Raw genomic sequence first — 19,041 nt, forward strand, 5'->3', positions numbered from 1 at the left:
CCCGTCGGTGCGTCTCCGCGCCCTTTCCCCCGCCTCCGCCGGCCCGCCCCGGTTAGCGTGACGGCGGGTGCGCACGGCGGGTGCGCGCGGTGGCGCGGAGCGGGAGAGGTGGGTGGCGGGATGGAACTGCCGGACGTCCTGGGGGTGTTCGCGCACCCGGACGACGAGTCGCTGTCGGCGGGCGGGCTGCTGGCCCGGCACGCGGCGGCGGGGGCGCGGACCGGGGTGGTGACCGCGACCTGGGCGGAGGGCACCCACCGGGTGCCGGAACTGGCCGGGGCGCTGGCCGAGTTGGGCGCGGGTGCGCCGCGGCTGCTGGGGTACGCGGACGCGAAGGTGCCGGAGTCGGCCCCGGGCGCGGACCGGCTGGTGGACGTGCCGGTGGAACCGGCGGTACGGCAACTGGTCGCGCAGCTGCGCGGGTTCCGGCCGGGCTGGGTGGTGACGCACGACGCGTACGGGGGGATGACCGGGCACCCGGACCACCGGCAGACCCACCGGCTGACACTGCTCGCCGTCCAGGCCGCCGCGCTGCCCGCCCTGTACCCGGAGCTCGGCGACCCCTGGCGGGTGCGGCGCCTGCTGCTCGCCACCCATCCGGACGGCGCGTCGCGCGAGTTGGCCCCGCTGCTGCTGCGCCCCGGCCGGACGGCGTACACCGTGCCGGACGCGGAGGTGACGGCGCTGGACGTCTCCCCCTGGCTGGACCGCAAGCTCGCGGCGGTGTTCGCGCACCGCTCGGAGGTGGAGCGCGGCGCCCTGCCGGGACGGCTGGCCGCCGCGACCTCGGCGGATCGGACCCGGATGGCGGGCACCGAGTGGTACCAGCACCACCCACTGCCGGGCACACCCCCGGCGCCCGGGGGCTTGACGCGGCAGTCCCGGGAGACGGGAGCGGGCAAAACCGACTGACGCGTCGCACGTGACACCGCGCGCGCCCTGACGACCGGTGCTCCCGCCCTGCTGGGCCACCGCGCCCTCGGCGGCTCCGTCCCGCCGGTCACCGCCGTCGTCGGCGCGGACGGGGGCCTCGACTGGTCGGTGGCGGGGTGAGCCCGCCGACGGGCAGCCGGGGCGGGGGGCCGGGCGGGGGTGGGCGATCATTCTCGGTATGACCCCCGTCCTGGTGTTCGGCCTCGCCGCGATGATCATGCTGTGGACGCGGTGGCGGACCGGCGGACCCCGGCCGGGCCGGGCGGCGGAGCGGGCGGGGGCCGTCCCGGCGGGGTTCGATCCGGCCGCGTACGGGCTGGTGCCCTCGGCGGAGTTGGACCCGGGGCGGGCCGGGCCCCCGATGCGGCTGCTGCGCCGCAAGGAGCTGGGTGCGCTGGCGGACTCCTGCCTGGCGGGCGGCTGGCGGGCCGCCGAGGCGTACGTGGCGGCGGCGGGGGCGGACTGGGACGAGCGCTGGTCCCGGCTGGACTTCCTGACCCGGGTGGCAGCCGAGCGCGACGCCTGGCTGACCGCCTGGGAGGAGGCGGGGACGGCGCCGTGCGCCGCCGCGACGGTCCGGGCCCGGCTGCTGGTGCAGCGGGCCTGGGAGGTGCGCGGCAGCGGCTTCCAGGCGCAGGTCGCGCCGGAGCGGCTGGCCGCGTTCCGGACGCAGCTGCCCGCCGCGTACGCACTCGCGCGGCGGGCGGCCGAGTCGGACGGGCGCGACCCGGGCCCGTGGGTGGTGATGATCACGGCGGCGCGCGGGTTGCGGCTGCCGCGGCGGGAGTTCCGGGCGCTGTGGGGGGAGGTGGTCGCGCGGGCCCCGCACCACGTCGGCGGGCACTGGCAGGCGATGCAGTACTGGTGCGCCAAGTGGCACGGCAGCGACGCGCTGATGCTGCGGTTCGCGGTGCGCGCGGTGCGCTCCGCCCCGGCCGGGTCGCCGCTGCCCGGGCTGTACCTCCAGGCGCTCACCGAGCTGGAGTCGCGGCACGGCCCGCGCGGGCTGCCCGGCGGTCGCCGGCACCGGGAGCTGCTGCCCCGGGTGGCGGCGGCGCTGGACGGCACCCCCGCGTCGAACGACCAGGTGCCGCTGCTGCGGCACCTGCTGGCGCACTTCGCCCTGACGTCCCGGCAGCCCGCGCTGGCGCTGGAGCAGTTCCGGCGGATCGGCCCGTGGTGCGGCGCCCACCCGTGGTCGGCCGGGCCCGACCCGGTCCGGGCCTTCGACCGGGCCCGCGCGCTGGCCGCGTCCCTGGCCGCCGCGGACGGGACGGGCGGCGACCGGACGGCCGCGCACGCCTGACCCGGCCCCGGGTCCCCTTCCCTCCCCCTTCCGCCGCCCCGCCCACCGCCGGGACGAGTCGCCCGTCGTCGGGACGAGTCGGACGGGCGTCCGGGGCGGCCGGTTCACCACGACGGGGGCACCGTGGCGGGGCCGTGGCGGTGGGACGGCACCCGTCCGGTGCGAGGGGTGACGAGTGCCGTGACCGCCCCCGGGTTCGGTCGTTATCCCCGAACGTGAGTGCCGACCCATGGGCCCCTATGGGTGTCCGAGACGAAACGATTCAGCAATCTCCCATCTACGCACGGTTGGTGACCCTCTGGCACCAGTCCGGCCGCACCGTGCCCGGCCGCCGGGACCACGAGTGGTCCCGGCTGGTCGCCCTGCCCCGGTTCTCCGCCCACCCGGCCCCCGAACGGGAACGCCTCTCGCCGCACCCCCCGCCCGATCCGGCCCCCGCCGCCCCGCCACCCGCCCCGCCCGTCGCGTCCCCCACCGCCCCGCGCACCGCCCCGCCCGCCGCATCCCCCACCGCTCCGTCCGTCGCCCCGCCCGTCGCGTCCCCCACCACCCCGTCCGTCGTCCGTCCGAGGGAGGCCCGGTGACCCACCAGAACACCCCGCGCGCGTGGCTCCGGCGCAACGGCGGGCCGGACTGCGTGCTGCTGCTGGACGTGACGGTGTCGCCGTGCCCGGGGCTGCGGGTCTCGGTGCCCGCCCGGCTGCGCTACCACCGGGCCGACCCGTACGCCGTGCACCTGGACTGCCACGTGGACCTGGAGGAGCCGATCACCTGGCTGTTCGCCCGCGAGCTGCTGGTGGAGGGCCTGGAGGGGTGGGCCGGGATCGGCGACGTGACGATCCGGCGGTCGAGCGCGGACGGGGACCTGCTGGCGATCGCGCTGAGCACGCCGGGGCAGACCGCGGTGCTGCACACCCCGGCCGGGCCGGTCCGCGAGTTCCTGGAGCGGACCCACCGGGTGGTGCCGGCCGGCACCGAGCACCTGCTGCTGGACGCCGGGGGGCTGCTGCGCCGGATTCTGGCCGAGGCCGTGGGACCGGAGAAATACGAATAGCACCGGGCCGATCATATTTCTGTCGGGTCATCACATTCCCGGCCGTCGATAATCCGTTCACCGCAGCGCCGATCACTCCTTCGTCACCGAACGGGTATGGCCGCCGCGGTACCGGTTTCCGCCCCGGCCGCAGAACGGCCGGTATTCGCCGGAAATCGGTATTCGCGGTCGGCGCCGCCCGTTATTCTGAGGCCAGCCCCGAGGTGGTCCGCACGAGGAGTCGTCGATGTCACACACCCGCGGTCCGAACGTCGCGCTGCGCGGCTGCATGGCGGAGGCCGGGTGGAACGGCCCCGCGCTGGCGGCCGCGTTGCAGAAGGTGGCCCGGGAGAGCGGCTTCAGCGTGGGCTACGACCGGACGACGGTGGCGCACTGGCTGTCCGGCACCCAGCCCCGCCCGCCCGGGCCGCAGTTGCTGGAGGAGGCGTTCGCCCGGCGGCTGGGCCGCCCGGTCTCCCGGAGCGAGCTCGGCCTCCAGCCGACCGAGCAGAGCGCCGCCGAGGAGCCGGAGACCGATCCGACGGACGCCCTGACGGGGCTGCGCCTGCTGCATTCCTGGCCGAATTCCGGCGAACCGCAGGACGAGGCGTTCCAGCCCCCGCTGTTCCAGGTCCGGATGCTGCCCTCCCCCCGCTCCCCGGTGAGACCCGCCCCGGCCGCGGAATCCGCACCCCGGCCGCCGCTGGTCCCGGCCGGACGGCGGCCCGGCCCGGAGCGGGTCGGGGCCCGGCAGGTGGAGGCGGTGCGGGAGATGACGGCGTTCGGCGCCCGGCACTACGACGGGTACGGCGGGGCGATCGCCCGGAGCCTGCTGCTGGGCTACCTGCGGGACCACGTGCTGCCCTGGGCGAAGTCCCCCGCCGGGGGCGCGCGGCACCGCGAACTGCTGGTCGCCGCCTCCCAGCTGGTCCGCCTGGTCGGGCGGACGTACACCGACGACAACCGGCACGGCGAGGCCCAGCGGCACTACCGGCTGGCGTACCAGCTGGCCGCCGAGGCGCAGGACGGGCAGGCCCGGGCGATGGCGCTGCGCGACCAGAGCACCCAGGCCGGGGCGCTCGGGCACCAGGCGTACGCGGCCCGGCTGGCGGACGCGGCGGCCGAGCACCTGCCGCCGGACGCGGCACCGGGCGTGCGGGCCTTCGTGCTGGCCCAGCAGGCGGTGGCGGCGGCCCGGCTGCGCCAGGCGGCGGAGGCGCTCAGGCACCTGGAGGGGGCGCAGCAGTGGGCCGGGCGGGCGACCGCGGAGGGCGGGCCGCACCGGTACCCGGAGCCCGCCCTGCTCTACCAGGCCGCGCAGGTGCACCGCTCGCTGCGGGCCACCGACCTGTCGCTGTCGTACCTGCGGGCCTCGCTGCGGGCCCGGCCGGCCGGCGAGCACCGGACGATCGGGGTGTCGCTGCTGCAGCTGGCGCACCTGGAGCTGGACGCGGGGAACATCCACCAGGCCCGGCGGGCGTACACGAGCTTCCGGGAGCGGCAGGACGCGCTGCGCTCCCCGGCGACGACGCTGCAACTGTCGCGCCTGGAGAGCCGGTTCGCCCGGCTGGGCGGGTAGCCGGGTCCCCCGGACCTCCGCCCGCCCCGGGGATAGGCGGAGGTCCGGGGGCGGGCGGAGGTCCGGGGCGGGCGAGCCCGGGGCAGGCGGAGGTCCGGCCCGGCCGGGGGGTGAGCCGGGCGGGCCGGTTGCTTGGCGGGCCGGGGTGACGGGTGGTCAATGGGGTTATGAACGATCCCTCGTACTACCCGCTGGTCTCACCCGTCCCCCCGTGGCCGCCCTCCCCGGAGGCGCCGTCGGCACCGTCCCCGGAGCCCGCACCGGCCCCCGGAGTCCCCGGAGTCCCCGGGGCGCCCGGGACTCCGGCGGTGGACGGCGGCGTACCGGCGGAGCGGGGCCGGCCCCGGGGCCGGGGCGGGGTGCCCGGGCCGGGGCCGGCGGTGCTCCTGCCGGGGGCGGGGAGGGTGTTCCCGTGCCGCGCTCAGGAGGCCCGTTCACCGAGGACGGGGACCCTGATCCGGCCGGGGGATCGCACGGGGACGCGGCCGACGGGGGCGACGGGGGCGACCGGTCCGGCCGGGCGGACCCGGTAGCGGTTGAGGTGGTGGCGTTCGGCCTCGCGCAGCGGTCGGCTGCGCCGGGTCGCGGCGTCGGTCGGCACGGTGACCGTCCGGGCCTGGAACACCAGCTGTCCGCGTCGGCGGGCCTCGCAGGTGGTGCTGATCGAGGACCGGCCGAGGCGCTCCACCCAGATCTGCACGGGCAGCGGGGTGGGGCAGTGGTAGAGCGGGGAGCGGTAGTCGATCTCGTGACGGGCGATCATGAACCCGTCCTCGAACAGGTCCTGTCCCTCGGTGTCGTCGTACAGCAGGCAGTAGACGGCCTCCTGGACGTACTGGAGCACCTTGAGGTTGTTGACGTGGCCGAAGGCGTCCATGTCGCCCCAGCGGGTGCGGCACATGTAGGTGTACAACGGTCAGCCGTCCGTTCGGTGTTCGCTGCGGAAGCCCAGGCTGCGGCGCAGGTAGCCGTAGGCGTACGGGGAGCGGTGCAGGGCGGTGTCGTGGCCCTGCTCGTAGACCTCGGCCGCGGTGTCCAGGACGGCCCGGCCGAGGGCCCGCTCGGTGCGGCGGCAGAGCTTCTCCAGTTCGGCCAGCCGCTGGGCGGCGGGCAGCCCGGCGAGGGCGGCGCACTCCTTCTCCACGTGGTCGGCCCCGTCTCGGTGGTCAGACATCGATTCCTCGTTTCCGGTCGGGCTTGGTCCGCGACGCGCGGTGCGTGTTCTCTGGGGGTCCAGCAGGGGATTCATCCGTTGAGGGGGAGGGAGCAGCGGCCTCGTTGACGCTGAATGCCCTTCCTGTGATCAAACTCGATCAGGAACCAACCGGAAACGGCGAATTACGCGGTCTTCGGTTGAAGATCGCGTCGATTTCGACAGCTTTCAACATCGGCCGCCGATCACCGCCCGGACGGCGGTCACGGCCCGTACAGCGGTCACGGCCCGGACGGCGGTCACGGCCCGTACAGCAGCACCCGGACGGCGGCGCTCAGCCGACCAGGGTGAGCGCGAGCACCGAGCCGGGCAGCGCGGCGACCACCAGCCCGTCGCGGGTGACCGCGAGGGTGCGGACGGCCGCGCCGAGCCGGAGGTCGGCGCCGCGGTGGCGCTCGCCCCAGCGGCGCAGCCGCAGCAGGCCGTCGGACCAGGCGGCGGCCAGCAGCAGCCCGGCGGGAGTGGCGGCGAGGCCGACGGCGGTGACCGGCCACGGGCGCCGGTCGACCGGGGCGGGCAGCAGCGGGCGGCCGGGCATCCAGGTCCGGACCCGGCCGTCCTCGCCGCCGCTGGCGACCAGGGTGCCGCCGTCGACCGCGGCCGCGGCCAGGGCGGTGACCGGGCCCTCGTGCAGCGGGTGTTCGGGCCGGTGGGCGGCACCGGTGGCGGTCTCGGTGCAGGTGGCCAGCCCGTCCGGACCGCCGAACACCAGCACGCCCTCGTGTCCGGCGACGGCGGTGCACGCCGCCGGAACGACCACCGGGACGGCCGGTGCGCCAGCCGGTGCGCCGACCGGGAGGGCCGGTGCGCCGCGGACGGTGAGCGGGCGCAGCGTGCCGGAGGCGTTCAGCAGCAGGGCGCCGCCGAACGGGGTGGCGGCCAGGGCGCGCGGGTGGGGTTCGACCAGCGGTTCGGGCGGGCCCAGCGGCCGGCCGGTGGCGGGATCGGCCAGGTGCAGTCCGGCGCCGTCGGCGAGCAGCAGTCCGGCGAGCGGGCCGGTGCCGAGGGCGGCGGCGCACGGGCCGGCGGCGGGGGCGTGCTGCCAGACGGCGCGCCAGCGGGTGTCGGCCTGCCGGGCGAGGTCGGCGCAGTGCGCGGCGGCGGCGTCGTGGCGGCCGGTGAGGTGGGCGTGCAGGACGGCGGCGCGGTCGGCGGGGCGGGCGGTGGCGGCCCGGTCGGGGGCGGCCCGGCGCCAGGCTTCGGCGAGCGGGGTGGGTGGCAGTCCGGCGTCCTCGGCGCGTTGGAACGCGGCGGTGACGGTGGCGGGTTCGGCGTGCAGCAGCAGGTCGACCTCGGCGAGCACCGGGCTGCCGGGGTCGCCCGCGGAGGCGTGCCGGACCAGCAGGGCGAGGCGTTCGGGGTCGCTGGCGGCGAGGTCGGGGCCGCCGTCGGCGCGGACCGGGATGCCGCCGGCCACCGCCCACATCATCGCGGCGTGGTCGACCGGCGGGCCGTCGGCGGTGACCAGGTCGGCGAGGGCGGTGGGGCGCAGCCGCCAGCGGTCGGCGATCGGGGGCGGCGGCAGCAGGTCCGCGGCGGCGGCGACGGTGGCCGGGTCGGCGCCGGGGAGGGTGGCCCACAGGGCGGTGCCGAGCGGGCCGTCGGCGGCGGCCAGGGCGGTGAGGGCGGCGCGTTCGGGGGCGGGGACGGCCCGCCACCAGGCGGCGGCGAGCGCGGCGGCCCGGTCGGCGGGCGGCAGCGCGGGGTCGGGGGTGGCGCCGGGGGTGCGGGCGGCGAGTTGGGCGAGGCCGGGGCTGGGGTGGGTGGCGGCCGGGTCGACGGGGTGGCCGGCCAGGCCCGCGCACCAGGCGGCGTACGGGGCGGGGTCGGTCCACTGCGGCTGGTCGAGGTCGAGGACGGCGCCGGTGGGGGCGGCGTCGGCGAGCGCGTCGGCGGCGGGGCCGGGGGCGGCCTCGACGATCAGCAGCAGCCAGGGGACGGACAGCAGCGGGACGAGGAGTTCGCGGGCCAGCCGTTCGGGCGTGCCGGGCAGCCGGGGGCCGCCGGCCCGGTCGAGGTCGGTGACCACGACGGTGCGCGGGGTGCCGTCCTGGAGCGCTTCGAGCAGGTCGGCGGGTTCGCCGGCGGTGAGGCCGAGCAGGTCGGCGAGCCGGGCGGTGGCCGAACGGACCGTCAGCCCCTCGGCGTCCAGCAGGGCGTGGACGCGGCGGCCGGGGCGCGGGTGGTCGGGCGGGCAGGCGGCGGCGAGCCAGGTCAGCAGGTGGGTGCGGCCGCTGCCGGAGGAGCCGGTGATCCGGCACAGCCGGGGCGCGCGGCCGTCCTCCAGCCAGGACAGCAGGGCGCGCCCGGCGGGGCGGCGCCCGGCCCCGAGCGGGGGCAGGCCGGGCGCGGGGGCGTCGGCGGGCGCGGCCGGGGGCGGGGGCAGCGGGCGGCCGTGGCGCGGGTTGGGGCGGTAGGTGCTGCCGCTGGCACCGGGGTCGCTGGCACCGGGGTCGCTGGCACCGGGGCCGCTGCCGGGCGGGGTGCTGCCGGGCGGGGTGCTGCCGCGGACGGCGTGCACGGGTATCCGTCCGGCGGGGTCGAGGCCGTCGTCCAGCAGGTACTGCCAGACCGCCGGCCCGCCCCGCTCCGGGGTGCCGTCCTCCGCCCGGTCCGCGAGTCGGACGCCGGTGCGGTTGTCGCTGTCCACTGGTGCCAGTCCCCCGTGCTCGTTCCCCGTCGGCCGCTCCCCTCGGCGGGCGCCCGGGCGGAGCCGGATGTTCCCCGGTTCGTCGCGGCACCGTCACTTCCGGCCGCGCTCAGCGTACTTGAGCCGCGCGCACGGCCGTTCGAACCCGGAACACCGCTGTGATCCGGGCCACATTTGCGGGTTTCGCGTGACATCCGGCGGGCCGGTCGGGCTCGCTGTTCCGGACACGATCGAGAGGAAGGCCGACCGGGATGAGCGGGAGCGACGGGGGCGGGCCGGACGGGGCGGACCCGGCGGCGACAGCGACGACGACAGCGGCAGCGACAGAGTGGGCGACGCACCAGTACGCGGAGCACCGGGAGTTGCTGTTCTCCCTGGTCTACGACCTGCTCGGTAGCATCGCCGACACCGAGGACGTCCTCCAGGACACCTGGCTGGCCTGGGCCGCCCGAACGACCCGGACCACCGGAACCACCGGCCCGGCCGCCGCGCCGGTCGAGCACCCGAAGGCGTACCTGGTGCGGATCGCGGTGAACCGGGCGCTGGCCCAGCAGGCCGCGGTCAGCCGACGGCGCGAGACGTACGTCGGCCCGTGGCTGCCGGAACCGCTCATCGGCCCGCCGACCGGATCACCAACCGGATCACCGGCCGAGTCGCTGACCGGATCACTGATCGGATCACGGGCCGGATCGCCGGCCGGGGCGGACGGCGCGGCCGGGGACGCGGCGCGGGCCGCCGAACGGGCCGAGGAGGTGTCGCTGGCCCTGCTGGTGGTACTGGAGACGCTCTCACCGCTGGAACGCGCGGCGTTCGTCCTGCACGAGGTGTTCGGGTACAACGGCCCGGAGGTCGCCGCGATCCTGGGCCGCAGCCAGGCCGCGGTACGCCAGTTGGTCAAGCGGGCCCGCGCACACGTCCGCTCCCGCCGCCCCCGCTACGAACCCGAACCCGGCCTGCGCCGCCAGGTCACCGAACGCTTCCTGGCCGCCGCCCTCGGCGGCGACCTGGCCGCCCTCCTCCGACTCCTCGCCCCCGACGTCACCCTCGTCGGCGACGGCGGCGGCAAGGCCCCCGGCGGCCGTCGCCCCCTCACCGGCCGCACCAAGGTCGCCCGCCTGCTCACCGCCCTGGCCCCCAAGTCCGGCCCCGGCCTCTCCCTCACCTGGCGCGACGTCAACGGCGCCCCCGCCGCCCTCTTCTCCGCCGCCGGCCGCCCCTTCGCCGTCCTGGTCCTCGACCTGCTCCCGGACAGCGACCTGATCTCCGGCATCCACGCGATCTCCAACCCCGACAAACTCCGCCTCCTCCCCTGACCCGCCCGGGCCCGGCGGCCCGGCGGGGGTGGTCAGCGGGCGGCGGGGCCGAGGCGGGCGAGGGTGTCGAGGAGGTGGGGGTGGTGGGCGGGTGTCTCGGGGGGCGGGGAGACGTAGAGCTGGAGGGCGGTGACGCCGGGCTGTCGGTAGCGGAGGATCTGTTCGTGGCACTGCTCCGGGGAGCCGTGCAGGAAGAGGGCGTCGACCAGTTCGTCGGGCAGGGCGCGTTGGGCGCCCGCGTGGTCGCCGTCGGCCCAGCGGCGGTGCGTCTCGGCGAGCAGGTCGCCGTTGCCGAGCCACTGGTGGAATTTGCGGTAGGGCTCGCGGTTGAGGATCCACGCGAGGAAGGGCCGGGCGGTGCGGCGCGCGTACGCGGTGTCCTCGGTGGGGCAGACGAACACCTTGACCACGAGTTCCTTGCCGGGCGGCTGCGGGCCGACGGCGTCCAGCACCCTGGGCAGGTCGCGGGCGCGCAGCAGGTTGGTGATGGCGCCGTCGCCCTCGGCGAAGGCGAGCCGGAGCATGCCGGGGCGCAGCGCGCCGAGGATGACCTTGACGGGGGCGGCGGGCGGATGGGGCAGGCGGTAGCCGGCGATGGAGAAGGTGTCGAAGTCGCCGGCGACGTGCTCGCCGCGCAGGGCGGCGGTGAGGAAGCGCAGTACGTCGCGGGTGCGCTTGAAGGGCTCGTCGAACGGGATGCCGTTGATGTCGGTGACGTGCGCGGGCACCGAGGCACCGATGCCCAGCAGGACGCGTCCGGGGGCGAGTTGGGCGAGGGTGGCGGCGGTCTGGGCGAGCACGGCGGGCCCGCGGGTGTGGACCGGGACGACGCCGGTGGCGATCCGCAGGCGCGGGGACCAGGCGGCGGTGGCGGCCAGCGGGGTGAAGGCGTCGGTGCCGCCGCCCTCCGCGCTCCAGACGTCGCCGTAGCCGAGGTCGGGGAGCCGTTCGACCAGGAAGCGGTGCCGGTCGACGGTCAGGCCGGGCAGCGGCAGGGTGACGCCCCAGGCGGGCTGGTGGGCGGTGGCGGTGGCGGTGGTCGCGGTGGCGGTCACGGGGCGGGTCCTCCGGTTCGGACGGCGGCGCCATCGGGCGACGAGGGCGCTGACGGCGCTGAGGCGGCGAGGGCCGTCGGGGCTGTTCGGACGAGGCTCGCGGACGGCGGGCGGGGCAGCCAGCCAGGCGTTCGTACTGGTACCGGTGGTCATAGGACCGGCGGGACGCGAGGAGTCCGTTGCGGGAGCGGGAGTGGGAGCGGAACCGGCCCCCGGCCCGGCCTAGCCTGGGACCGCCGTATCGACGTACCGACCTACTGGTGTACCGACGTACTGACATGTCGACGCACCGGGCGGGCCACCGCACCGGAGAACCGTCCCGCGACGAGGAGCGAGCACCGTGTCCACCCCCGCCACCGGCCAGGAACTCGGTGCGTTCCTGCGCGCCCACCGCGAGCTGCTGCAACCCGCCGACGTCGGCCTGGCCGCCACCGCCAGGCGGCGCACCCCGGGGTTGCGCCGCGAGGAGGTCGCCTCGCTGTCCGGCGTCGGGCTCGCCTGGTACACCTGGCTCGAACAGGGCCGGGTCAGTGCCTCCCGGCAGGTGCTGGAGGCGGTGGGGCGGGCGCTGCGGCTGGACGCGGCGGGTCTGCGGCACGCGATGCGGTTGGCCGGCCATCACGAGCCGGTCCCCGTCGACACCGACCGCACCGCCGCCGGGCGGCTCGCCGCCACGGTCCGCCCGGTGCTCGACTCCTGGCCCGCCAGCCCCGCCGTCCTGGTCGACCGGCACTTCGACCTGCTGGCCTGGAACGCGGCCTGGGCCGCGCTGTGGGGCGCCCCCGAGGCCGTCCCGGCCGACCGCCGCAACCTGATGTGGCTGATGGCCGTCGACCGGCGCCTGCGTAGCGTCCTGCCCGACTGGGAGCCGCTGGCCATGAACGTCTTCCGGCACTTCCGCGCCCAGGCTAGCCCGGCCCTCGCCGACCCGCGCACCGACCAGGTCTACCGCCGCCTGGAGGCCGACGCCCCCGAGCTGCGCCACTGGTGGGGCTGCCACTCGGTCGCCGAACTCACCGCCCGCACCGTCCTGGTGGAGCCCCCCGGCGTCGGCCCCGTCCGCCTCACCCTCAGCTCCTTCCACCCCGTCGACGACCCGTCCGCGCTGGTCCTGCTGTTCACCCCGGCCACCGCCGCCGACACCGTCCGGATGACCGGCCTGGCCGCCCGCCCGCCGGGTCCGGGGGCCTGAGCACCGGCCGTCCCACCGGCCCCACCGTCCCCATCAGCCCCTTTTGCGCGGGTCGCGGCGGTGTGTGTGGACACCAGAGGGATAGAAGGGACTCCATGCGCTTTGTTCCGGAGTCGGTGGCCGCGGTGGTGCGCCGTGGTGCCAGGGATGCGTTCGTCGTGCAGACGGTGCGGGCCACCGTCGCGGCGACGCTGTCGTACGTGGTGGCGACCTGGCTGAGCAGGGAACCGGTACCGCTGACCGCGCCGCTGACGGCGCTGCTGGTGGTGCAGGTGACGGTCTACTCGACGCTGACCACCAGCATCCGGCGGGTCAACTCGGTGGTGGTCGGGGTGCTGATCGCGATCGGGTTCTCGGCCGTGGTGGGGCTGTCCTGGTGGAGCCTGGGGCTGATCATCATGGCCTCGCTGGTGGTCGGACGGTTCGTCCGGGTCGACGAGTTCGTCCAGGAGGTCGCGATCAGCGCGATGCTGATCCTGGGCGTCTCACAGGTCACCACGCAGGCGTGGGACCGGGTGCTGGAGACGGTGATCGGCGCGACCGTCGGCCTGGTGTTCAACCTGGTGATAGCGCCACCGGTCTGGGTCGACAAGGCCGGCGAGTCGATCGAGGACCTGGCCCGCCGGGCCCGGCACCTGCTGCTCGGCCTGGCCGAGGAGTTGGACCGCCCCGTCCCGGTCGAGCGGGCCGCCGAACGGCTGCACGAGGCCCGGCAGCTGGACCAGGCGATCGCCGAGGTGGACGGGGCGCTGCGGCAGGCCGAGGACAGCCTGCGGCTGAACCCGCGGATCAGCGAGGGCCTGCTGTCCCGGCTGGTGCTGCGCACCGGGCTGGACACGCTGGAGATCTGCGTGGTCGTCATCCGGGTGATCGCCCGTTCGCTGACCGACCTGGCCAAGCGCCGCGACCCGGGCGAACGGCTCTTCCCGGCGGACGTCGCGGTGGCCCTGGAGGAGCTGTTCGAACACGTCGGCGGGGCGCTGGTGAGCTTCGCGGTGCTGGTCACCACCCAGGTCAGCCGCAACGCCGAGGAGGCCGAGCAGCGGCTGGCCGCCGAACTCGCCGCCGCCTGGTCCGTCCGGGAGAACGTCGCCCAACTGCTGCTGCGCCGCGTCCGGGAGAGCCCCGAGGCGTGGCAGCTGCACGGCTCCCTGCTCGCCGAGGTCGACCGCATCCTGGACGAACTCGACCTCGAGCACCGCGGCCGCCGCCTGATGGAGGAACTCGACCGCGCCTCCGTCGCCAACCGCGACCGCTTCTCCCGCTTCGCGGGCCTGCGCCGCCTCGCCCGCGGCGAGCGCTTCCGCCCCCGCCGCCCCCGCCGCCGGCGCCGCCAGGAGGAGACCGCCTGAACGGCGTCGGCACCGGCGGAGACGGCACCGGCGAGGACATCGCGGTGCGGCGCGCCGCGGCGGTCAGACCGTCCGGGTGAGGCGGTCGGCGAGGAGCTTGGCGAACCGGGCGGGGTCGGCGAGGTCGCCGCCCTCGGCCAGCAGGGCGGTGCCGTAGAGGAGTTCGGCGGTCTCGGGGAGGGCCGGGTCCTCGGGGCGCTCCTCGTGGGCGGTGCGCAGGGCGGTGACCAGGGGGTGGTCGGGGTTGAGTTCGAGGATGCGGCGGGCGGGCGGGACGTCCTGGCCCATGGCCCGGTACATCTTCTCCAGGGTGGGGGTGAGCCCGTCGGCGTCGCTGACCAGGCAGGCGGGCGAGTTGGTGAGGCGGGTGGTGAGGCGGACGTCCTTGACGTCGGCGAGCGTCTCGCCGAGCCAGCCGAGCAGCGGCGCGTACGAGCCGGTGCGCTCCTCGGGGACGTCCTCGGCGGGGAGGTCGACGGCGCCGCGGGCGACCGAGCTGAACTCCTTGCCCTCGTAGTCGGGGACGCCCTCGATCCAGATCTCGTCCACCGGGTCGGTGAGCAGCAGGACCTCGTAGCCCTGGGCCCGGAACGCCTCCAGGTGCGGGGAGTTCTCGACCTGGGCGCGGCTCTCGCCGGTCATGTAGTAGATCCGGTCCTGGCCGTCCTTCATCCGGGCCAGGTAGTCGGCGAGCGTGGTGGGCTCCTCGCCTGCGGTGCTCGGGAAGGAGGCGACGTCGAGGATGGCCTTGCGGTCCTCGGCCGGGTCGAGCAGGCCCTCCTTGACGGCGGGGCCGAACTCGCGCCAGAACGTGCGGTACTTGTCGGCGTCGGCCGTCATCATCTCCTTGACGGTGGCCATCACCTTCTTGGCCAGCCGGCGGCGGATCAGCTGGATGTGCCGGTCCTGCTGGAGGATCTCGCGGGAGATGTTGAGCGAGAGGTCGGCGGCGTCCACCACGCCCTTGACGAAGCGCAGGTGGTCGGGGAGCAGCTCGCGGCTGTCCTCCATGATGAACACCCGCTTCACGTACAGCTGGACGCCGTGGCGGCCGTCGCGCTGGAACAGGTCGTGCGGGCGGCGGGCCGGGATGAACAGCAGGGCCTCGTACTCGAAGGTGCCCTCGGCCCGCATCCGGATCGTCTCCAGCGGGTCGGTCCAGTCGTGGGCGACGTGCCGGTAGAACTCCCGGTACTCCTCGTCCGCGACCTCGGCGCGCGGCCGGGCCCAGAGCGCCTTCATCGAGTTGAGGGTCTGCTCGGTGCCGTCCGGTCCGGTGGTGCGGATCGGGAAGGCGATGAAGTCGGAGTAGCGCTTGACGATCCGCCGGACGGTCGACGGTTCGGTGTAGTCGTGCAGGCCGTCCTCGCCGTCCTCGGGGCGCAGGTGGACGGTGACCGAGGTGCCCTCGGGGGCGTCCTCGACGGTCTCGACGGTGTAGGTGCCCTCGCCGGCCGACTCCCAGCGGGTGCCGGTGGGCTCGCCGGCCTTGCGGGTCAGCAGGGTGACCCGGTCGGCGACCATGAAGGTGGAGTAGAAGCCGACGCCGAACTGGCCGATCAGCTCGGCCGGTTCCTTGCTCTCGCGCAGGCGGCGCAGGGTCTCGGCGGTGCCGGAGCGGGCGATGGTGCCGATCAGTGCGACGACCTCGTCGCGGGTCATGCCGATGCCGTTGTCGCGGACGGTCAGGGTGCGGGCGTCCGGGTCGGTGTCGACGGCGATGTGCAGGTCGTCGGCGCGCAGCCGCTCCTCGGTGAGGCCGGCCAGGCGCCGCTTGTCCAGGGCGTCCGACGCGTTGGAGATCAGCTCGCGCAGGAAGACGTCCTTGTTCGAGTAGATCGAGTGGACCATCAGCTGCAGCAGTTGCCGCGCCTCGGCCTGGAACTCCAGCGTCTCGGTGCTCATGGGGTCCTTTTCGCTCGGGTGACAGTGCGGGTACGGGAGCACGCGCTCCGTGGCAATCTGACACACCGGCGGCGACGCGGACAAACGCCGTTGACAGACCGGGCCGGACCGGGCGCGGCCGGGCAGGGCAGGAGGCACCCGGCCCGGTCCGGCCCGGCCCGGGTCGGGGCCTCCGGTCAGACGTGGGCGGCGGCGCACTCCGGGTGGCCCCAGCTGCCGCCGACCTTGGTGATCTTCTCGCCCTTGCCGTAGGGGCGCCCGCACGGGCACCGGCCGGGGAACTTCGCGGCCAGCGTCCGGCCGCCGCCGCCACCGCCGGAAGTGCGCCGGGCCGCACCGCCGTTCGAGGCCGCGGACGTCGAGCCGGATGAAGCGGACGAAGCCGACGAAGCCGACGGGGCGGCGCGGCGGGCGCGCGGGGCGGGGGCGGTCACCGGGTCGGGCACCGGCAGGTCGGCGGCGGTGCCGGCGGCGGCCTGCTGGGTGCGGGCGGCGTCGCTGGCGGCCTTGTCGGCGACGGCGTTCAGCGGGTCGCCGTCCACCTGGTGGGCGGGCACGTAGACGAAGGCGACGTCCCGGCCGGTGAGCAGCGCGTCGATCCGCTGGATCAGCTCCTGGTTGGCGACGGGCTTGCCCGCGGCGGTCTTCCAGCCGTTGCGCTTCCAGCCGTGCAGCCACTTGGTGACCGCGTCCCGGGTGTAGGTGCTGTCCAGCCGGACCTCCAGCGGCAGCGCCGGGTCGGTGGCCTCCAGCAGGCGTTGCAGGGCGGTCAACTCCCCGACGTTGTTGGTGTTGCGGCCCAGCGGACCGGCCTCCCAGCGCTGCGGGGCGCCGTTCCCGTCGGCGACCACGAAGGCCCACCCGGCGGGCCCGGGGTTGCCCTTGGCCGCTCCGTCGCAGGCGGCGATGACTCGTTCAACCATCCCCCGATCATGCCAGCCCCCGCCCACGGGCCCGTCCACGTCCCCGCCCGCGGCCACGGCCCCGGCCCCGGCCGTCCGCTACTCCAGGCCGGTGCGGCCGGGCGCCCAGAAGGGCTTGGTGAGGACATCGCGCCGGTCCCAGCCCCGCTCGCGCACCAGGTGGTCGCGGACGAGCTGGATGGTCCCGGCCTCGCCCGCCAGGTAGGCGGTGCCGGGCGCGGCCGGCAGGTCGAGCGCCGCGACCGCCGCGACGAGTTCGGCCGAGCGGGCCGCGGACCGCCCGTTGCGCCGGACCCACCGGACGCCCGGGATGGGCAGCTGGTCGTCCTCGGTGTCGACCTCGACCACGGCGTGCGTCTCGGCCTCCGGCCCCAGCGCGGCCAGCATCGGGCCGAACGCGGCGGAGGCGGTCTCCTCCCCGGCGAACAGGTGGTACGAGGAGGGGCGGGTGACGAACTTGCCCTCCGGCTTGCCGAGGTGCACCCGGTCGCCGGGCCGCGCGGTGCGGCCCCACGCGGCGCCGGGGCCCCCGCCGTGGTCGAGCACCCGCAGTTCGAGCCGCTCGCCGCGGTGGGCCCAGACCGAGTAGGTGCGCAGGGTGCCGACCAGCCGGTCGACCAGCGGGTTGGCCGCGCCGACCTGGACGCGCACCTGCTGCCCGGGCAGGGCGGTCAGGTCCGCGAGCCGCGGCCCTTCGAGGGTGAGGGCGCGCCAGCGCCTGCCCAGCGGCTCGTTGGCGGCGACGGTGGCGGGGAGCAGGAAGGCGTCGAGCAGGCGGCGTGGCATGGAGGTCCTTCTCCGGGCGGACGTACGGGCGGGCAAGCGCTCAAGGATGCAGGAACGCAAGAGTGCAGGCGTGCAAGAGCACAGACGTGCAGACGTGCAGACGTGCAAGGGTGCAGGCACGCAAGAGTGCAGGCGTACAGGCGTACAGGCGGGCCATCGTACGGGCGTCAGGGCGCGGCGGTGTCCGCGCCCGCAGGCTTGCGGGCGGCCCGCCGGGCGGCGAGGACGACGACGGCTCCGGCGGCCAGGGTGACCGCGCCCGCGACGTGCAGGGCGCTGCCCGCTCCGGCGACGAACGCGTCGACCACGGCGGTCCGTTCGGCCGGTGCCGCGGCCAGGGCGGCGGGGACGGAGTGCTGTCCGTGCGCGGCGGCGGGCAGGGCCGCGGTGAACGCGGCGGTGAGGACGGTGCCGACGACGGCGACGCCGAGGGCGCTGCCCAGTTCGCGGGTGGCGGACTGGAGCCCGCCCGCGACGCCCGCCCGGTGCGGGGGCAGCGCCGAGGTCAGTTCGACGGTCAGGACCGGCATCGCGAGGGCGAAGCCGACGCCGACCACCACCAGCCATAGCGCGTAGACGGGGTAGGGGGCGTGCGCGGCCGAGGCCAGCCCGAACAGGCCGCCGCCGATGCACGGGAAGGCGATCAGCAGGGTGGCCGCGAAGCCGATCCGCTTCGCCAGCGCGGGCACGAACCGGGCCACCACCACGATCGGCAGCGCGACCGGCAGCACCCCGAACCCGGTCTGCACCAGGGAGAAGCCGCGGCCGTACTGGAGCAGCGAGGCGTTCAGGTAGAACAGGCCGAAGCTGCCGAAGAACATCACGAACATGCCCAGGCTCGCCGCGCTCAGCATCGGGATCCGGAACAGCCGCGGGTCGAGCAGCGGGTGCGCGGTGCGCAGCCCGGCCAGCACCCAGGCCGCCCAGAGCAGGGCGCTGACCGCGAAGGCGCCGACCACCAGCGGGCTCCCCCAGCCGGAGCCGGGGCCCTCGATGATGCCGACCAGCAGGGCGACGGTGGCGAGCACGAGCAGGACGGTGCCGGCCGGGTCGAGCGAGCGGGGGCTGCGCCCGCTGCGGCGGACGGCGAGCGCGACGCCAAGGGCGCAGGCCAGGGCGAGCGGGACGACGGCCCAGAACAGCAGCCGCCAGGAGCCGGACGACAGCAGCGCGCCGCCGCCGAGGTTGCCGACCAGTCCGCCCAGTCCGGTGACCGCGCCCCACAGCGCCAGGGCGTGGCCGCGCCGCTGCGGGCGGGTGGCGTGCACCAGCACGCCGACGCTGTTGGGCAGGACGAGCGCGGCCCCGACCCCGCTGACCACCCGGCCCGCGAGCATGACGCCGATGTTCGGCGCCAACGCGGTGAGCGCGGCCCCGGCGGCGAAGGTGAGCAGCCCGGCGAGCAGGGTGCCCTTGCGGCCGAACCGGTCGCCCGCCGCGCCGCCGGGGATGACCAGGCAGGCGAAGACCAGGACGTAGGCGTCGACGATCCACAGCAGTTGCGCGGAGCTGGGGTGCAGCGGCCCGGCGGCGAGCATCGGCACGGCCAGGTTGATCGCCGCCACCAGGCCGACCACCAGCACGCTGCAGACCGAGACGCAGGCCAGCACGAGCGTCTCGGCGCGCCGCACGCCCGCGGGGGCGGCCGGTTCGGGGGCGGAGGGTGTCACGGGGGCGGTCGGCGCGGGGACGGGCGCCGTGGTGCCGGGGGCGGCGGCGCGGCCGGGGGGTGTCGCGGTGCCGGGGGCGGCGGCGCGGCCGGGGGGTGTCGCGGTCATGGGCTTCTCGTTCACGGGAGCGG

General features: G+C 76.4%; 16 protein-coding genes. 8 read left to right on the forward strand and 8 right to left on the reverse strand.

The features are described 5' to 3' along the window. Window positions 1-120: 120 nt before the first annotated feature. The 5 genes from K353_RS14865 (at window position 121) to K353_RS34360 (ending at window position 4,851) form a co-directional block, all read left to right on the forward strand. Entirely contained in the window at window positions 121-912 is a 792-nt protein-coding gene (locus K353_RS14865) for a PIG-L deacetylase family protein (RefSeq protein WP_111554069.1), read from the forward strand. A gap of 199 nt (window positions 913-1,111) precedes the next feature. Continuing rightward, on the forward strand, window positions 1,112-2,239 hold the full coding sequence (locus tag K353_RS14870) for a hypothetical protein (protein WP_111554070.1): 1,128 nt from the start codon (window positions 1,112-1,114) through the stop codon (window positions 2,237-2,239). A gap of 290 nt (window positions 2,240-2,529) precedes the next feature. Further along, a complete protein-coding gene (locus tag K353_RS14875; RefSeq protein WP_111554071.1) occupies window positions 2,530-2,823 on the forward strand; it encodes a hypothetical protein in 294 nt (97 codons plus the stop codon). Beyond that, a complete protein-coding gene (locus tag K353_RS14880; RefSeq protein ID WP_233533588.1) occupies window positions 2,820-3,293 on the forward strand; it encodes an SsgA family sporulation/cell division regulator in 474 nt (157 codons plus the stop codon). Before K353_RS14875 ends, K353_RS14880 begins: the two co-directional genes overlap by 4 nt. 226 nt (window positions 3,294-3,519) lie before the next feature. Next, entirely contained in the window at window positions 3,520-4,851 is a 1,332-nt protein-coding gene (locus K353_RS34360) for a hypothetical protein (protein WP_111554072.1), read from the forward strand. A gap of 421 nt (window positions 4,852-5,272) precedes the next feature. On the opposite strand, the gene K353_RS14890 is transcribed toward K353_RS34360, so the two are convergent. From K353_RS14890 to K353_RS14900, 3 genes are all read right to left on the reverse strand, one after another. Further along, a complete protein-coding gene (locus tag K353_RS14890; RefSeq protein ID WP_100839806.1) occupies window positions 5,273-5,764 on the reverse strand; it encodes a thioesterase family protein in 492 nt (163 codons plus the stop codon). A gap of 3 nt (window positions 5,765-5,767) precedes the next feature. Beyond that, on the reverse strand, window positions 5,768-6,025 hold the full coding sequence (locus tag K353_RS14895) for a hypothetical protein (protein ID WP_146616469.1): 258 nt from the start codon (window positions 6,023-6,025) through the stop codon (window positions 5,768-5,770). Between the two features lie 313 nt (window positions 6,026-6,338). After that, the gene (locus K353_RS14900; protein WP_111554074.1) at window positions 6,339-8,714 is read right to left on the reverse strand and encodes a hypothetical protein; all 2,376 of its coding nucleotides are present in this window, start codon (window positions 8,712-8,714) and stop codon (window positions 6,339-6,341) included. A 251-nt stretch (window positions 8,715-8,965) separates the two neighbouring features. Between K353_RS14900 and K353_RS14905 the strand changes: the two genes are divergently transcribed. Then, window positions 8,966-10,027, forward strand: coding sequence for a sigma-70 family RNA polymerase sigma factor (locus K353_RS14905; RefSeq protein ID WP_111554075.1), 1,062 nt, complete (start codon window positions 8,966-8,968; stop codon window positions 10,025-10,027). 32 nt (window positions 10,028-10,059) lie between these two features. Here the strand turns inward: K353_RS14905 and K353_RS14910 are convergent, their stop codons facing one another. Next, window positions 10,060-11,082: an LLM class F420-dependent oxidoreductase gene (locus K353_RS14910; protein WP_111554076.1), complete on the reverse strand. Its 1,023-nt coding sequence runs from the start codon at window positions 11,080-11,082 to the stop codon at window positions 10,060-10,062. A 340-nt stretch (window positions 11,083-11,422) separates the two neighbouring features. On the opposite strand from K353_RS14910, the gene K353_RS14915 reads away from it, so the two are divergent. Further along, window positions 11,423-12,274 (forward strand): helix-turn-helix domain-containing protein, encoded by an 852-nt coding sequence (locus tag K353_RS14915; protein WP_111554077.1) that lies wholly within the window; start codon window positions 11,423-11,425, stop codon window positions 12,272-12,274. Between the two features lie 95 nt (window positions 12,275-12,369). Beyond that, entirely contained in the window at window positions 12,370-13,626 is a 1,257-nt protein-coding gene (locus tag K353_RS14920) for an aromatic acid exporter family protein (protein WP_111554078.1), read from the forward strand. A gap of 63 nt (window positions 13,627-13,689) precedes the next feature. Here K353_RS14920 and htpG read toward each other — a convergent pair whose 3' ends face one another. The 4 genes from htpG to K353_RS14945 all read right to left on the reverse strand — a co-directional run bounded on the left by htpG (window position 13,690) and on the right by K353_RS14945 (window position 19,018). After that, window positions 13,690-15,531 (reverse strand): molecular chaperone HtpG, encoded by a 1,842-nt coding sequence (gene htpG / locus K353_RS14925; RefSeq protein ID WP_111554079.1) that lies wholly within the window; start codon window positions 15,529-15,531, stop codon window positions 13,690-13,692. 176 nt (window positions 15,532-15,707) lie between these two features. Further along, the gene (locus K353_RS14930; RefSeq protein WP_111554080.1) at window positions 15,708-16,454 is read right to left on the reverse strand and encodes a ribonuclease H; all 747 of its coding nucleotides are present in this window, start codon (window positions 16,452-16,454) and stop codon (window positions 15,708-15,710) included. A 78-nt stretch (window positions 16,455-16,532) separates the two neighbouring features. Next, window positions 16,533-17,240, reverse strand: coding sequence for a siderophore-interacting protein (locus K353_RS14940; protein ID WP_111554081.1), 708 nt, complete (start codon window positions 17,238-17,240; stop codon window positions 16,533-16,535). 167 nt (window positions 17,241-17,407) lie between these two features. Further along, entirely contained in the window at window positions 17,408-19,018 is a 1,611-nt protein-coding gene (locus tag K353_RS14945) for an MFS transporter (RefSeq protein ID WP_111554082.1), read from the reverse strand. Between the last annotated feature and the right edge of the window lie 23 nt (window positions 19,019-19,041).

The organism is Kitasatospora sp. SolWspMP-SS2h, from assembly GCF_003259315.1.
GTDB lineage: Bacteria > Actinomycetota > Actinomycetes > Streptomycetales > Streptomycetaceae > Kitasatospora > Kitasatospora fiedleri.

Bases quoted from the DNA above. Each gene is read 5' to 3' on its own strand.
- K353_RS14865 (WP_111554069.1), top strand. From the start codon at position 121: ATGGAACTGCCGGACGTCCTGGGGGTGTTCGCGCACCCGGACGACGAG.
- K353_RS14870 (WP_111554070.1), top strand. From the start codon at position 1,112: ATGACCCCCGTCCTGGTGTTCGGCCTCGCCGCGATGATCATGCTGTGG.
- K353_RS34360 (WP_111554072.1), top strand. From the start codon at position 3,520: ATGTCACACACCCGCGGTCCGAACGTCGCGCTGCGCGGCTGCATGGCG.
- K353_RS14895 (WP_146616469.1), bottom strand. From the start codon at position 6,025: ATGTCTGACCACCGAGACGGGGCCGACCACGTGGAGAAGGAGTGCGCC.
- K353_RS14905 (WP_111554075.1), top strand. From the start codon at position 8,966: ATGAGCGGGAGCGACGGGGGCGGGCCGGACGGGGCGGACCCGGCGGCG.
- K353_RS14920 (WP_111554078.1), top strand. From the start codon at position 12,370: ATGCGCTTTGTTCCGGAGTCGGTGGCCGCGGTGGTGCGCCGTGGTGCC.
- htpG (WP_111554079.1), bottom strand. From the start codon at position 15,531: ATGAGCACCGAGACGCTGGAGTTCCAGGCCGAGGCGCGGCAACTGCTG.
- K353_RS14930 (WP_111554080.1), bottom strand. From the start codon at position 16,454: ATGGTTGAACGAGTCATCGCCGCCTGCGACGGAGCGGCCAAGGGCAAC.
- K353_RS14940 (WP_111554081.1), bottom strand. From the start codon at position 17,240: ATGCCACGCCGCCTGCTCGACGCCTTCCTGCTCCCCGCCACCGTCGCC.
- K353_RS14945 (WP_111554082.1), bottom strand. From the start codon at position 19,018: ATGACCGCGACACCCCCCGGCCGCGCCGCCGCCCCCGGCACCGCGACA.